The sequence below is a fragment of the Pauljensenia hongkongensis genome, from assembly GCF_001746855.1.
Taxonomy (GTDB): domain Bacteria; phylum Actinomycetota; class Actinomycetes; order Actinomycetales; family Actinomycetaceae; genus Pauljensenia; species Pauljensenia hongkongensis.
In genome coordinates this window covers 103,916-117,673 of the sequence record NZ_CP017298.1, presented here as the reverse complement: position 1 = coordinate 117,673, position 13,758 = coordinate 103,916, and the positions used below count along the sequence as shown (strand labels likewise).

General features: G+C 72.5%; 14 protein-coding genes. 1 reads left to right on the top strand and 13 read right to left on the bottom strand.

What is annotated here, in order from left to right; translation table 11 throughout:
• The 13 genes from BH719_RS09895 to pyrR form a co-directional block, all read right to left on the bottom strand.
• On the bottom strand, positions 1-435 hold a 435-nt coding region (locus BH719_RS09895), incomplete at its 3' end, for a primosomal protein N' family DNA-binding protein (RefSeq protein ID WP_009399805.1).
• A 36-nt stretch (positions 436-471) separates the two neighbouring features.
• Positions 472-1,056 carry a vitamin K epoxide reductase family protein gene (locus tag BH719_RS00545; RefSeq protein ID WP_009399803.1) on the bottom strand — a complete coding sequence of 195 codons (585 nt, stop codon included), beginning with the start codon at positions 1,054-1,056 and terminating at the stop codon, positions 472-474.
• Positions 1,053-2,240, bottom strand: coding sequence for a methionine adenosyltransferase (metK, locus tag BH719_RS00540; RefSeq protein WP_009399800.1), 1,188 nt, complete (start codon positions 2,238-2,240; stop codon positions 1,053-1,055). The genes BH719_RS00545 and metK overlap by 4 nt, the downstream gene beginning before the upstream one ends.
• Positions 2,237-3,463 (bottom strand): bifunctional phosphopantothenoylcysteine decarboxylase/phosphopantothenate--cysteine ligase CoaBC, encoded by a 1,227-nt coding sequence (gene coaBC / locus BH719_RS00535; RefSeq protein WP_009399799.1) that lies wholly within the window; start codon positions 3,461-3,463, stop codon positions 2,237-2,239. The genes metK and coaBC overlap by 4 nt, the downstream gene beginning before the upstream one ends.
• Before the next feature lies 1 nt (position 3,464).
• Positions 3,465-3,731, bottom strand: a complete 267-nt coding sequence (gene rpoZ, locus BH719_RS00530; RefSeq protein WP_009399798.1) for a DNA-directed RNA polymerase subunit omega — start codon at positions 3,729-3,731, stop codon at positions 3,465-3,467.
• 35 nt (positions 3,732-3,766) lie between these two features.
• Positions 3,767-4,327 (bottom strand): guanylate kinase, encoded by a 561-nt coding sequence (gene gmk, locus BH719_RS00525; protein WP_009399797.1) that lies wholly within the window; start codon positions 4,325-4,327, stop codon positions 3,767-3,769.
• 27 nt (positions 4,328-4,354) lie between these two features.
• Positions 4,355-4,666 (bottom strand): integration host factor, actinobacterial type, encoded by a 312-nt coding sequence (gene mihF / locus BH719_RS00520; RefSeq protein ID WP_005869092.1) that lies wholly within the window; start codon positions 4,664-4,666, stop codon positions 4,355-4,357.
• Positions 4,667-4,760: 94 nt separating this feature from the next.
• Positions 4,761-5,630, bottom strand: coding sequence for an orotidine-5'-phosphate decarboxylase (gene pyrF / locus BH719_RS00515; protein WP_009399794.1), 870 nt, complete (start codon positions 5,628-5,630; stop codon positions 4,761-4,763).
• A complete protein-coding gene (carB, locus tag BH719_RS00510; RefSeq protein ID WP_009399792.1) occupies positions 5,627-8,926 on the bottom strand; it encodes a carbamoyl-phosphate synthase large subunit in 3,300 nt (1,099 codons plus the stop codon). The genes pyrF and carB overlap by 4 nt, the downstream gene beginning before the upstream one ends.
• Positions 8,926-10,128, bottom strand: a complete 1,203-nt coding sequence (gene carA, locus BH719_RS00505) for a glutamine-hydrolyzing carbamoyl-phosphate synthase small subunit (RefSeq protein WP_009399791.1) — start codon at positions 10,126-10,128, stop codon at positions 8,926-8,928. The genes carB and carA overlap by 1 nt, the downstream gene beginning before the upstream one ends.
• Positions 10,125-11,444 (bottom strand): dihydroorotase, encoded by a 1,320-nt coding sequence (locus BH719_RS00500; RefSeq protein ID WP_009399790.1) that lies wholly within the window; start codon positions 11,442-11,444, stop codon positions 10,125-10,127. Before BH719_RS00500 ends, carA begins: the two co-directional genes overlap by 4 nt.
• Positions 11,437-12,429, bottom strand: a complete 993-nt coding sequence (locus BH719_RS00495) for an aspartate carbamoyltransferase catalytic subunit (RefSeq protein WP_009399789.1) — start codon at positions 12,427-12,429, stop codon at positions 11,437-11,439. The genes BH719_RS00500 and BH719_RS00495 overlap by 8 nt, the downstream gene beginning before the upstream one ends.
• Positions 12,429-12,989 (bottom strand): bifunctional pyr operon transcriptional regulator/uracil phosphoribosyltransferase PyrR, encoded by a 561-nt coding sequence (pyrR, locus tag BH719_RS00490; protein WP_009399788.1) that lies wholly within the window; start codon positions 12,987-12,989, stop codon positions 12,429-12,431. The genes BH719_RS00495 and pyrR overlap by 1 nt, the downstream gene beginning before the upstream one ends.
• 182 nt (positions 12,990-13,171) lie before the next feature.
• Between pyrR and BH719_RS00485 the strand changes: the two genes are divergently transcribed.
• Positions 13,172-13,758, top strand: a 587-nt coding sequence (locus tag BH719_RS00485; protein WP_009399786.1) for a LacI family DNA-binding transcriptional regulator, incomplete at its 3' end; no start/stop codon positions are given.

Below are 13,758 nucleotides of genomic sequence, written 5' to 3'. Positions count from 1 at the left end.
GGCGGTCGGCGCGGGGGCGCGGGGCGCGGACAGGTCCGCGATGACGGCGCGCTCAGCGCGCGCGTGCCGGGCCGGGACGGCCACTGACAGGACCTGGGAGGAGGTGGCCAGGAAGCGCAGGGCGATGCGCGAGGCGAGCTCCAGTTGGGCGGGGGTCGTGACTGGCAGGTCCGAGACGACGCGCTCGACGGCCGCCATGCGGGCGCCGATGGGGCCCCGCCGCCGCGACACGATCCACCCGTTGGCCCGGCTACCCGCCAGCGTGACGCGCACGAGGCGCCCGACCTGCGCCCCGCCGCTCAGCTCCTCGGGCACCGCGTAGTCCAGGGGGCGGTCCAGGTGCGCCAGGTCGACGTCGACCAGGACCCCCGCGATCTCGCCGGTGCGGGCGGGGGCCTCCTCGAATCCATCGAACGCCGCCTGGGTGCCTGTCATGGGTCAATTCCACCACGGCCCGCCCGCGTCTGCGGATCAGCCGATCAGGCCCGCCCCGTAACGCGCGGCGACCATCGCGCAGATGATGAAGACCAAGAGCCCCCAGATCGACCAGTCGAAGCCCTTCTCCACGAAGTGGCGCGCCGACTGGGGCAGGCCCAGCACCCCCTCGCGGATGTTGATCCGCGTGATCCCGCCGAACACCAGGGTCGTCGTGATCGTGATGAGCAGGCACCACGGGCACAGCACGTGGATGACGAAGTAGGACTGGAGGAACAGCCAGTAGGCGAAGGCCAGGGCGACCGTGTACATGATGTTCACGCACACCATGTACCAGCGCGGGAAGCGCACCCCCGCGAAGAGGGCGACGGAGACGGCCAGGACCGCCGTCTCGAAGAGGATGCCCAGGAACGCGTTGGGGAACCCCAGGATGCGGGCCTGCCACGTCTGGGCGACCGTCGAGCACGACAGCACCGAGGACACGTCGCAGCCGAAACGGGTCGTCGAGTCCATCGCCAGCTGCCACGCCTCGATGGACAGCACGAAGGAGGCGACCAGGCCGACTGCGCCGCTGACCGCCATCTCGGCGCAGGTGCGTCGCGTCCACGCGGTGGCGCTCATGCGAGCGCCGCCCTGAGATCGTCGGCGCGGTCGGTGCGCTCCCACGGGAAGCCACCGCGCCCGAAGTGGCCGTAGGCCGCGGTCTGGCGGTAGATGGGGCGCAGCAGGTCGAGGTCCTCGATCATGCCCAGGGGGCGCAGGTCGAAGACCTGCCGGATCGCGTCGGCGATCGCGCCGTCGGGGACGGCGCCGGTGCCGAAGGAGTCGACGTAGAGGCCGACCGGGTTCGCCCGCCCGATGGCGTAGGCCAGTTGGATCTCGCAGCGGCGCGCCAGGGAGGCGGCGACGACGTTCTTGGCGATCCACCGCGCCGCGTAGGCGGCCGAGCGGTCCACCTTCGACGGGTCCTTCCCGGAGAAGGCGCCGCCCCCGTGGCGCGCCATGCCGCCGTAGGTGTCGACGATGATCTTGCGCCCCGTCAGGCCCGCGTCGCCGGCCGGCCCCCCCAGGACGAAACGGCCCGACGGGTTGACCAGCAGCTCCATGGAGCCGGCGTCCAGGCCGAGTCCGGAGGCCGCCAGGACGGGGGCCACCACGTGCTCCCCGATGGCGTCGCGCAGGTCGGCCTGGGACAGCTCCTCGTCGTGCTGGGCGGAGACGACGACCGTGTCGATGCCCACGGGCCTGTCCCCCTCGTAGGCGAGGGTGACCTGCGTCTTCCCGTCGGGGCGCAGTCCGGGCACGGTCCCGTTCCTGCGCACGTGGGCGAGGCGCTCGGCGAGCCGGTGGGCCAGCCAGATGGGGGCGGGCATGAGGTCGGCGGTGTCGGTGCACGCATAGCCGAACATGATGCCCTGGTCGCCCGCGCCCTGCCGGTCCCTGGGGTCGCCCGCCGCTCCGCCGCGCACTTCGAGGGCCTCGTCGACGCCGCCGGCGATGTCGGGGCTCTGCCCGTCCAGGGAGATGGAGATGCCGCACGAGGCGCCGTCGAAGCCGACCCTGGAGGAGTCGTAGCCGATCTGGAGGATCTCGCGGCGCACGATCTCGGGGATCTCCACGTAGGCGTCAGTGGTCACCTCGCCGGCGATGTGGATGAGGCCGGTGGCGGCCATCGTCTCAACGGCGACGCGCGCGCGCGGGTCCTTCTCCAGCAGGGCGTCCAGGATCGCGTCGGAGATCCGGTCGCACACCTTGTCGGGGTGCCCCTCGGTTACTGACTCTGAGGTGAAAAGCTGTCGACTCACGCACTCAGCGTAGCAAGGCGGCTCGCGATGAGTCCGACCAGGTACTCGGCGACGTCGTCCTTGGTCCCCGAGGCGGCGCCCACGCTGCGGCCGTCGGCGTCGAGGACCTCGATGCGGTTGGGCACGTCGCCGAAGCCCTCGCCCTGCCCCACGCGGTTCACGGCCATCAGATCGGCGCCCTTGCGGCGGGCCTTGGCGCGCCCGAAGGCGGCCACTTCCTCGTCCGTGCCCGTCTCTGCGGCGAAACCGACGACGACGCGCGGCCGATGGGGGGCGCGGGCGGCCTCGGCGAGGATGTCGGGGTTGCGCACGAGCTCGATGACGGGCGCGCCGTCCCCGTCGGGGTCCTTCTTGATCTTCGAGGCGAGGGCGCGCTTGGGCCTGAAGTCTGCGACGGCCGCCGCCATGACGAGGGCGTCGGCGCCCTCGAGCCTGGCGGCGACGGCGTCGCGCATCTGCACGGCGGTGGAGACGGGGACGACCTCGGCCCCCGCTCCGGCGCCGCGCACCAGGGCGTCGTCGATGTTCGCCGCGACCAGGGTGACGCGCGCGCCCGCGGCCGCCGCCGCGCGGGCGATAGCTGTGCCCTGGCGCCCGCTGGAGGAGTTGCCGAGGTAGCGCACCGGGTCGATGGGCTCGTGGGTGCCGCCGGCGGTGACGAGCACATGCGCTCCCGCCAGCGGTCCGCCGCACCGCCCCCGCCCGGCCAGGACCGCGAGGGCGCGCGAGGCGATGGCCGCGGGTTCGGGCAGGCGCCCCACCCCGGTGTCGCCCGAGCCGAGCGCGCCCTCCTCCGGGTCGATGACCGTGTACCCCCTGCGCCGCAGTTCCGCGACGTTCGAGGCGGTCGCGGGGTTGGTCCACATGGCGGAGTGCATGGCGGGGGCGATGACGACGGGCGCGGTGGAGGCGAGCACCGTGAGCGCCACCATGTCGTCCGCCATGCCCGCGCGGATCCGCGCGAGGGCGTCGGCGGTGGCCGGGACGACGAGGACCAGGTCGGCCGCCCGCGCCAGTTCGACGTGCTCGGCGCCGGCCCCGAAGACATCGACGACGGCGGGGGCGCCCGTCAGGCCGGCCCACGTGGAGGGGCCGACGAAGTTCAGGGAGGCGGGGGTCGCGGCCACGCGCACGTCGTGGCCCGCTCGCATGAGCTCGCGGACCACGCGCACGGCCTTGAAGGCGGCGACGCCCCCGGTGACGCCGACGACGACCGTCGCCATGTCAGACCCCGGGGGACGCCTCGAGGGTGAGCATCCCCTCGTCGATCTCGCGCAGGGCGATCGCCAGGGGCTTCTCGTCGGGGGAGGTCTCGACGACGGGGCCGACGAACTGGATCATGTTCTGCGCGAGCTGCAGGTTGTACAAGTTGATCTGCCGGGCGCGCCTGGCCGCGAAGATCACCAGGGCGTACTTCGAATCGACGTGCTCGAGCAGGTCGTCGATGGGCGGCGAGGTGATGCCAACGGGCTGGGCGACGATTCCTGACATACGTGTCTCCTCTGTTCAACGGCGTGAGTGGCAGTCTACTCCAGGCCCATCAGGGCGGCGAGTTCTGATACGGCGCGTTCCACGGAGTCGTTGACGACGATGTGGTCGAACTCGGCGCTGGCCCGCATCTCCACGCGGGCAGTCTCCAGGCGGCGCCGCTGCTCGGCCCCGTCCTCGGTGCCGCGCGAGACGAGGCGCCGTTCCAGTTCCTCCCACGAGGGGGGCGCCAGGAAGACGAAACGGGCGTCGGGCCGCGTGCGCCGGACCTGCCTGGCGCCGTCCAGGTCGATCTCGAGGAGCACCGGGTGCCCCTGGGCGATGGCCCGGTCGACCGGGCGGCGGGGGGTGCCGTACTTGTTGCGGCCATGGACGAGCGCCCACTCCAGCATGTCCCCGGATTCGACCATTGAGTCGAACTCCTCATCGGAGACGAAGTGGTAGTGGGCGCCGTCGATCTCGCCGGGCCGGGGCGGGCGGGTCGTCGCCGACACCGAGACCCTCAGGTCCGGGTGGCGCTCCTTGAGCGCTGCGACGACCGTCCCCTTCCCAACGGCGGTGGGGCCGGCGAGCACGGTGAGTGCGGGTGCTTCGGTCATGCGCCCATCGTGCCACGCCGGACCGCTTCATCCGAAACGCTCGACCAGTTGCTTGCGCTGGATAGGGCCGAGTCCGCGCACGCGGCGGCTCGCTGCGATCTTGTACTGGTCCATCAGGACTGCCGCGGTGTTCGTCCCGACGCGGGGCAGGGACTCGAGCAGGGTCACGACTTTCATCTTCGCGACGGCGTCGTCCCTCTCCGCCAGTTCGAGGACCTCTGAGAGGTTCATCGAGCGGGCCTTCAACGCGTTCTTCACCTCGGCGCGCCGACGGCGCGCCTGAGTGGCCTTCTCGAGGGCCTGAGCCCTCTGCTCGGGCGTGAGATCAGGTAGTGCCATTCTGATCACTTCCTCCATTGGGGTCTTCGTGAATTAACTATGTCACCAACCGGATGATTTTTCTCCTGCTTTCCGCGCGCCGTGCCGTTCCGGGCTATCCGGCGAGCTCGGTTACGGCCCGTTTGTACGCCGAACGGAGCCCCCGCAAATCGGGACCCGATTCGAGTATCGCACGCGACGAGGACGCGAGCACGGCGGAGCGCGCGCCGCGGAAAACATCCCTGACCTGCGCCGGCCCGGCGCCCTGGGCGCCGACGCCCGGCGCCAGGACGGGGCCGCGCAGTGCCGCCAGATCGATCCCCAGATCGGCCACCGCCGAGCCCACTGTGGCGCCCACGACGACCCCCGCGGGACCCAGATGAACTTTGTCACAGGAGGCGTTGAAGTCCGCCAGCTGGGACACGATCCGCGCGGCGACGGACACGCCCTCGCGCGAGCGGCAGTGCTGCACGTCCGCGCCCTCCGGATTCGAGGTGAGGGCGAGGACGAACACGCCCCGGCCGGTGCGCTCGGCCAGGCGCAGCGCGGGCGCCAGGGACCCGGCGCCCAGGTACGGGGACAGGGTCACCGCGTCGCCCGCCAGGGGCGAGGCGTCAGAGAGGTAGGCGTCGGCGTAGCCCTCCATGGTGGAGCCGATGTCGCCGCGTTTGGCGTCCACGACGCACAGGGTCCCGAGCTCCCGGCAGGCGGCCACGACCTCCTCCAGGACCGCGACCCCCTGGGACCCGTGGCGCTCGAAGAAGGCGGACTGCGGTTTGAGCGCCGCGGCCCGGCCGCCGAGCGCCTCGACGACCCTGAGGGAGAACTCGCGCAGGCCGCGCGCGTCGTCGTCCAGGCCCCAGCGGGCCAGCAGCGCCGCGTGGGGGTCGATGCCGACGCAGACGGGCCCGTGGGCGCCCATCGCCTCGTAGAGCCTGTCGCCGAAGCCCATGCGGGCGGGTTCCTTGGCGTTGAGGGGGTTCATCGGGCCTCCTTGGACCGGTGGGAGTCCCACTCCTGCAGGGAGCGGACGGAGTAGGCGCCGCGCGCGCGCACCTCGATCGCCTGGACGACGGCGTTGAACGCCTGCAGCGTCGTCACCGCGGGCCGGTCGTGGGCGGCCGCGGCCGCGCGGATCCGGTAGCCGTCGTGGCGGTTCGCCGACCGCTGCGGGGTGTTGACGACCAGGTCGATGCGGCCCTCGTTGATGAGGTCCACGACGGTGGGCTCGCCCTCCGCGCCGCGCCCCTCGGAGGACTTGCGCACCACTTGCGCCGCGATGCCGTTGCGGCGCAGCACCGAGGCCGTGCCCGACGTGGCCAGGACCGTGAAGCCCAGTTCCGCCATGCGCGCGGCCGGCAGGACGATCGCCCGCTTGTCGGTGTCCGCGATGGAGATGAACACCGTGCCCCGCGTGGGCAGCTCCGTGAACGCGCCCAACTGGGATTTGGCGAAGGCCGTCGGGAAGTCGCGGTCGATGCCCATGACCTCGCCGGTCGAGCGCATCTCCGGGCCGAGCACCGTGTCGACGACCTCCCCCGCCGCGGTGCGGAACCGCTTGAAGGGCAGCACGGCGGCCTTGACCGCGATGGAACCGCCGTCGGGGATCGTCCGCGCGTCGCGCCCGGGCAGGAGCCCCTGGGCCCGCAGGGAGGCGATCGTGCGGCCCACCTGGATGAGGGCGGCGGCCTTGGCCAGTTGCACGCCCGTCGCCTTCGAGGCGAAAGGCACGGTCCGCGAGGCGCGGGGGTTCGCCTCGATGACGTACAGGGTGTCGGAGAGCATCGCGAACTGGATGTTGATGAGCCCGCGCACCCCCACTCCCCTGGCGATGGCCTCCGTCGAGGCGGTGATGCGCCCGAGTTCGCGCGCCGACAGCGTCATGGGGGGCAGCACGCACGAGGAGTCCCCGGAGTGGACGCCCGCCTCCTCGATGTGCTCCATGATCGCCCCCATGAACAGCTCCTCGCCGTCGTAGAGGGCGTCGACGTCGATCTCGATGGCGGCGTCCAGGAAGCGGTCGATGAGCAGGGGCCCGCGGCTGAAGAGCACGTCGATGTCGGGCCGGTCCAGGTACGCGCCCAGCGCCTCCTCGTCGTTGATGATCGCCATGCCCCGCCCGCCCAGGACGAAGCTGGGGCGCACGAGCACGGGGAATCCGATGGAGCGCGCCACCGGGAGCACCTGGGCGGGCGAGTGCGCGACGTCGTGGGCGGGGGCGGGGCAGCCCGCCGCCTCCAGGACCTTCCCGAACTCCCCGCGGTCCTCGGCGAGGTCGATGGCGTGGGGCGTGGTCCCCAGGACCGGCACGCCCGCCCGCTCCAGGTCCGCCGCCAGGGACAGCGGCGTCTGCCCGCCCAGCTGCACGACCATGCCCTTGACGGGGCCGGCCTGGCACTCGGCGCGGTAGACCTCCAGGACGTCCTCCAGGGTGAGGGGCTCGAAGTAGAGGCGGTCGGAGACGTCGTAGTCGGTGGACACCGTCTCCGGGTTGCAGTTGACCATGACGGTCTCGTAGTCCCCGCGCAGCGCCATGGCGGCGTGGACGCACGAGTAGTCGAACTCGATGCCCTGCCCGATGCGGTTGGGGCCGGCGCCGAGGATGATGACGGCCTCGCGGCTGCGGGGGGCGACCTCGGTCTCCAGGTCGTAGGACGAGTAGTGGTAGGGGGTGCGCGCCGCGAACTCCGCCGCGCAGGTGTCGACGGTCTTGTACACCGGGCGGATGCCGAATGCCCCGCGCACCTCCCGCACCGTGTCCTCGGACAGGCGCCGCATCGAGGCGATCTGCCGGTCGGAGAACCCGTGCCGTTTCGCCCGGGCCAGCACGTCGCCGGTCAGGGCGGGCGCGCCGATGGTCTCCCTGGCGACCTCGTCGAGCAGGACCATCTGGTCGAGGAACCACGGGTCGATCCCCGTGGACGCGTGGAGCTCGTCGATGCCGGCGCCGCCGCGGATGGCCTGCTGGACCTGCACGAGGCGCTCCTCGGTGGCCGTCCCCGCCCGCTCCACGAGCGCGCGCGTCTGCTCGGGCGAGGGGTCGGGCCCGTCCCAGTGGAACTGCGCCCCGGGCTTGTCGATGGAGCGCAGGGCCTTGTTCAGGGCCTCGGTGAAGCAGCGGCCGATGGCCATGGCCTCCCCCACCGCCTTCATGGAGGTGGTGAGCGAGGGGTCGGCCCCCGGGAACTTCTCGAAGGTGAAGCGCGGGACCTTGACGACCACGTAGTCCAGCGCCGGTTCGAAGGACGCGGGCGTCGAGCCCGTGATGTCGTTGGGGATCTCGTCCAGGGTGTAGCCCGTGGCCAGGCGGGCGGCGATCTTCGCGATCGGGAAGCCCGTGGCCTTCGAGGCCAGCGCCGACGAGCGCGACACCCTCGGGTTCATCTCGATGACGATGACGCGCCCGGTGCCCGGGTGGACCGCGAACTGGATGTTGCAGCCCCCGGTGTCCACCCCGACCTCGCGGATGACGGCGATGCCGATGTCGCGCAGGCGCTGCAGCTCCCGGTCCGTGAGGGTCAGGGCGGGGGCGACTGTGACCGAGTCGCCCGTGTGCACGCCGACGGGATCCACGTTCTCGATGGAGCACACGACGACGACGTTGTCCGCCTTGTCGCGCATGAGCTCCAGCTCGTACTCCTTCCACCCCAGGATCGACTCCTCCAGGAGCACCTCGGTGGTGATCGACGCCGCCAGCCCCTGGCCCGCGATCCTCTCCAGGTCCTCGGGCGTGCGGGCGAAACCGGAGCCCAGGCCGCCCATGGTGAAGGAGGGGCGCACGACCAGCGGGTAGCCCAGCTGCTCGGCCGCCGCGTGGCACTCCTCCATCGTGTGCGCGATGAAGGAGCGCGCCACCTCGGCGCCCGACCGCTCCACGATGGCCTTGAACGCCTCGCGGTCCTCCCCGGCGCGGATCGCGTCGATGGAGGCCCCGATGAGCTCGACGCCGTAGCGCTCCAGCACGCCCTCCTCGGCCAGGGCGACCGCGGTGTTGAGGGCGGTCTGGCCCCCCAGCGTGGGCAGCAGCGCGTCGGGCCGCTCCTTGGCGATGATCGAGGCGACGACCTCGGGGGTGATCGGCTCGACGTAGGTCGCGTCCGCGATCCCCGGGTCGGTCATGATGGTGGCCGGGTTGGAGTTGACGAGGACGACGCGCAGCCCCTCCTCCTTGAGCACCCGGCACGCCTGGGTCCCCGAGTAGTCGAACTCGCAGGCCTGGCCGATGACGATGGGGCCCGAGCCGATGACGAGGACCGAGCGCAGGTCTGTGCGGCGGGGCATCAGCGGCCCTCCTTCGCGCTAGCGGCGCCCCGGCGGGCGGCCATCAGAGTGATGAAACGGTCGAAGAGGCCCTCGCCGTCGTGGGGGCCGGCCGCGGCCTCGGGGTGGTACTGGACGGAGAAGGCCGGGATGTCCAGGGCGGCCAGCCCCTCGACCACGCCGTCGTTGAGGCCCACGTGGGACACGACGACCCTGCCGTAGCGCCCCGAGTCGTAGGGCGAAATCGACGGCCCCCCCACGGGCGCGTCCACGGCGAAACCGTGGTTGTGGGCGGTGATCTGCACGCGCCCGGTCTCCACGTCCTTCACGGGCTGGTTGATGCCCCTGTGCCCGTAGTCGAGCTTGTAGGTGCCGTACCCCAGGGCGCGGCCGAAGAGCTGGTGGCCGAAGCAGATCCCGAAGTACGGGATGCGGGCGTCCAGCACCGAGCGCAGCACCGAGATCTCGTGCTCCGCCGTGGAGGGGTCGCCGGGCCCGTTGGAGAAGAACACCCCGTCGGGGCGCAGGTCCGCGATCTGGGCGAAGGAGTAGGAGGAGGGCACGACGACGACCTGGACGCCCCTGGCCGCCAGGTGGTGGGGCGTGCGGGACTTGATGCCGAGGTCCACCGCGACGACCCTCGCGACGGGTTCGGCCCCCTCGAACTCCCCGAGGGGCTCGACCACGTAGGCGCCCCCCGTGGAGACCTCCCCCGCCAGGGCCGCGCCGCTCATGCCGGGCGACTCGGCCACGATGCGCACCAGGGCGGCCACGGCCTCGGGCCCCAAGTGGTCGGCGCCCGCGGGCAGCGCGTCCCCGGAGAACACGCCGGCGCGCATGGCGCCGCGCTCGCGGATGTGGCGGGTGACCGCGCGCGTGTCGACGTCGGCGATGGCGACGACGCCCTGGGAGGACAGCTCCTCGTCGAGCCCGCGCCTCGACCTCCAGTTCGAGGGGCGCCGGGCAGCGTCGCGCACCACGAAACCCGCGACCCAGATGCGCGCGGACTCGGGGTCCTCGTCGTTGACGCCCGTGTTGCCGATGTGCGGCGCGGTCATCACGACGATCTGGCGGTGGTACGAGGGGTCGGTGAGGGTCTCCTGGTAACCGGTCATCCCCGTGGAGAACACGGCCTCCCCCAGGGCGCGCCCCCGGGCGCCCCAGGCGCGGCCCCGGTAGACGGTGCCGTCCTCCAGGACCAGCAGCGCTGTGTCGCCGCTCATCGGTCCTCCTTCGCGACGGGGGCGGCGTCGTCCACGGTGATGGCGCCCGCCAGGATCGTGTAGCGCACGCGCCCGGGCAGCTCCATGCCCGTGTACGGGCAGTTCGTCGAGCGCGTCCACTGCTGCTGGGGGTCGACCGTGCGCCGCTCGGCGGGGTCGACCAGGGTGATGTTCGCGCGCGATCCGGCGCGGATGTGCTGGCCCTGCCCCTCGACCCGGCCGATGGCGGCGGGGGCGGCGCTCATGACGCGCGCGAGGTCCGCCCACGTCATGCGGCCGGTCTCCACCATCGTCGAGATGAGGATGGGCAGGGCCGTCTCCAAGCCGGTCATGCCGAAGGCCCCGGCCTGCCACTCGCAGTCCTTGGCCTCCAGGGGGTGGGGGGCGTGGTCCGTGCCCACGCAGTCGATGGTGCCGTCGGCCAGGCCCTCGCGCACCGCCGCGACGTCCTCGGCGCTGCGCAGCGGCGGGTTCACCTTGTACAGGGGGTTGTAGGTGGAGGCGAGGTCCTCGGTGAGCAGCAGGTGGTGGGGGGTGGCCTCGGCGGTGACGGCGACGCCCATGCGCTTGCCCCACCGGATCAGGTCCACGGATCCGGCGGTGGACAGGTGGCACACGTGCAGGCGCGAGCCGACGTGCTTGGCCAGCAGGATGTCGCGGGCGATGACCGCCTCCTCGGCGACGGCGGGCCACCCGGCCAGCCCGAGCTCGCCCGAGAGCCGGGACTCGTTCATCTGGGAGCCGTCGGTGAGGGCGGGGTCCTGGCTGTGCTGGGCGATGACGCCGCCGAATCCCTTCACGTACTCCAGGGCGCGGCGCATGAGCACGGGGTCCGACACGCATTTGCCGTCGTCGGAGAAGACCCGCACCCGGGCGCGCGAGCGGGCCATGGCGCTCAGGGCGGCCAGGCGGGCCCCGCCGAGCCCCTCGGTGACCGCGCCGACGGGGCGCACCTGGACCCAGCCCGCCTCCTCGCCCAGGCGCAGGACCTGGTCGACCACGGAGGCGGTGTCGGCGACGGGGCTGGTGTTCGCCATGGCGTGGACCGCGGTGTAGCCGCCGACGGCGGCGGCGCGCGTGCCCGTGAGGACGGTCTCCGCGTCCTCCCCGCCGGGCTGGCGCAGGTGGGTGTGCATGTCGACCAGGCCCGGCAGGGCGATCAGGCCGTCGGCGCCGATGCGGCGCGGGTCTGTGAGGGCGTCGGCGGCGCCGGGCCCCACGGCCACGATCGTGCCGTCCTTGACGGCGATGTCGGCCCTGCCGGAGCCGACCACGTCGGCGCCGCTGATGAGGATGTCCCGTCGCGTGCTAGTCACGGTGTTTCCCTTCCGGTGCGAGGAGCAGGTAGAGGGCCGCCATCCGGACGCACACCCCGTTGGCGACCTGTTCGACGACGACTGATTGGTCCGAGTCCGCTGCCTTGGCGCAGATCTCGAGGCCGCGGTTCATGGGACCGGGGTGCATGACGACGGCATCGGGGCGCAGCGAGCGGAAGCGCAGGGGCGTGAGCCCGTACTCGGCGTGGTAGGCGCCCACGGAGGGGAAGAAGCCGCCTCCCCGGGCGCTCATGCGCTCGCGCTGGACGCGCAGCATCATGACGGCGTCGGGCTGGTCGGCCAGCGCCGCGTCGAAGTCGTAGGACACCGCGCAGCCCCATGCCTCCACGCCGACGGGCAGCAGGGTGGGCGGCGCGACCAGGGTGACGCGCGCGCCCAGCAGGGTGAGCAGGTCGACGCCTGAGCGGGCGACCCGCGAGTGGAGGACATCGCCGACGATGACGACGTGCGCGCCGTCGAGGCCGGATCCGGGAGCGGGGGTCGCTCCCCCGCCGTCCGGTCCATCCGGGCGGTAGTGGCGCCGCAGCGTCATTGCGTCGAGGAGGGCCTGGGTGGGGTGCTGGTGCGTGCCGTCCCCGGCGTTGAGCACCGGCAGCCCCATCCACCCGGCGTGGGCGAGGCGGTGGGCGGCGCCCGAGGAGGGGTGGCGGATGACGACGGCGTCGGCCCCCATGGCCTGGAGCGTGAGGGCGGTGTCCTTGAGGGACTCCCCCTTCGACAGGGACGAGCCGCCGGCGGCGAAGTTGATGACGTCGGCGCTCAGGCGCTTGGCCGCGGTCTCGAAGGAGATGCGCGTGCGCGTGGAGTCCTCGAAGAAGAGGTTGACGACGGTCCTGCCCGCCAGCGTGGGCAGTTTCTTCACTGCGCGCGACTGGGTGGCGGCCATGCTCTCGGCGGTGTCGAGCAGCAGGACCGCCTCGTCGCGGGACAGGTCGCGGATGGAGATGAGGTGGTCGAGGCCCATCAGCGCACCCCCAGCAGCACCGCGTCCGCGCCGTCCGTCTCGTCCAGCAGGATGGTGACGGTCTCGGAGCGCGAGGTCGGCAGGTTCTTGCCGACGTAGTCGGGACGGATCGGCAGTTCGCGGTGCCCGCGGTCCACCAGGACCGCCAGCTGCACCCGCGAGGGCCGTCCCGTCATGCCGAGCGCGTCGAGGGCGGCTTTGACGGTGCGGCCCGTGTAGAGGACGTCGTCCACCAGGACGACCGGCCGCCCGTCGATGCCGGATTCGGGGATCTCCGTCCGGTGGGGAGGGCGCAGAGGCTGGGCGCGCAGGTCGTCGCGGAACATCGTCGTGTCGATGGACGCGTACTGGGTGCGCGCTCCCCCGACTTGTCCGATCCGCTCGACGAGGCGGCGCGCCAGCGTGGCCCCCCGGGTCGGTATTCCCGCGATGACGAGCCCGTCGGCCCCGTCGTTGCGTTCGATGATCTCGTATGCGATGCGCGTCAGGGAGCGGGCGATGTCGTCCGGTCCCAGGACCTGTTTGCCCCTGGTGGCGCGATCTGGCTGCGGTGAGCCCACGCTGTTCTCCTTCCCCGCCTCACAGGACGGTCATTAAAGGAACATCACCCGTAACGATACACGCCCGGGCCGCCGGGCACCGGAGGGCGAGGCTCGGCGCGCCGCCCGGGGCGGGAGGCGGTCAGGGGCGGGACGCGGGCTATGCTGTTCGGTGACGTTCCAGCGAGGCCGGGGGGATTCTTGTGGAGAAGCAGCCCTTTGGGAGGAGGCCCCCGACCCTGCGCGACATCGCCGTGCGGGCCGGCGCCTCCGTCTCCACCGTGTCGCGGGCACTGCGCGGCGATCAGCGGATCAGCGCCCGGACCCGCCAGAGGATCGTCGAGATCGCCCAGCGGCTGGGGTACCGCGCCGACGTGGCCGGCAGCCTGCTGCGCGCGTCGAAGCCGCGGGTCGTGGGCCTGCTGTGCGACCTGTCGCAAGAGCTGCACGTCGCCTACCGCCATGAGGTCCTCCAGCGCGCCGAGCAGGCGGGCTTCCGCGTCGTCGTCGAGTCCGTGGAAGGGCGGTGCCCCCCGGGCGCCGCCCTGCGGCGCCTGCGCGAGTTCCGGATCCAGGCGCTGGTCGTGGTGGATCCGAGGTGCCTGGGCGACGCCGGGGACCCGGGGGCGCCGGTGGTCGTCATCGGCCAGGAGCGCCCCTTCGCGGACGCCGACTTGGTGACCAGCGACAACGGGGCGGGCATGGGCGAGGCCGTCGAGTGGCTGGCGGGCCTGGGGCACAGGGGCATCACCTACGTCGACGGCCCGCCGGGGGCCTCGGCCCGCGCGCG

Excerpts from the sequence above, each read along its gene's own strand:
- rpoZ (WP_009399798.1), bottom strand. The coding sequence starts at position 3,731 with ATGTCAGGAATCGTCGCCCAGCCCGTTGGCATCACCTCGCCGCCCATC.
- BH719_RS00545 (WP_009399803.1), bottom strand. The coding sequence starts at position 1,056 with ATGAGCGCCACCGCGTGGACGCGACGCACCTGCGCCGAGATGGCGGTC.
- mihF (WP_005869092.1), bottom strand. The coding sequence starts at position 4,666 with ATGGCACTACCTGATCTCACGCCCGAGCAGAGGGCTCAGGCCCTCGAG.
- pyrF (WP_009399794.1), bottom strand. The coding sequence starts at position 5,630 with ATGAACCCCCTCAACGCCAAGGAACCCGCCCGCATGGGCTTCGGCGAC.
- coaBC (WP_009399799.1), bottom strand. The coding sequence starts at position 3,463 with ATGGCGACGGTCGTCGTCGGCGTCACCGGGGGCGTCGCCGCCTTCAAG.
- gmk (WP_009399797.1), bottom strand. The coding sequence starts at position 4,327 with ATGACCGAAGCACCCGCACTCACCGTGCTCGCCGGCCCCACCGCCGTT.
- carA (WP_009399791.1), bottom strand. The coding sequence starts at position 10,128 with ATGAGCGGCGACACAGCGCTGCTGGTCCTGGAGGACGGCACCGTCTAC.
- carB (WP_009399792.1), bottom strand. The coding sequence starts at position 8,926 with ATGCCCCGCCGCACAGACCTGCGCTCGGTCCTCGTCATCGGCTCGGGC.
- BH719_RS00495 (WP_009399789.1), bottom strand. The coding sequence starts at position 12,429 with ATGGGCCTCGACCACCTCATCTCCATCCGCGACCTGTCCCGCGACGAG.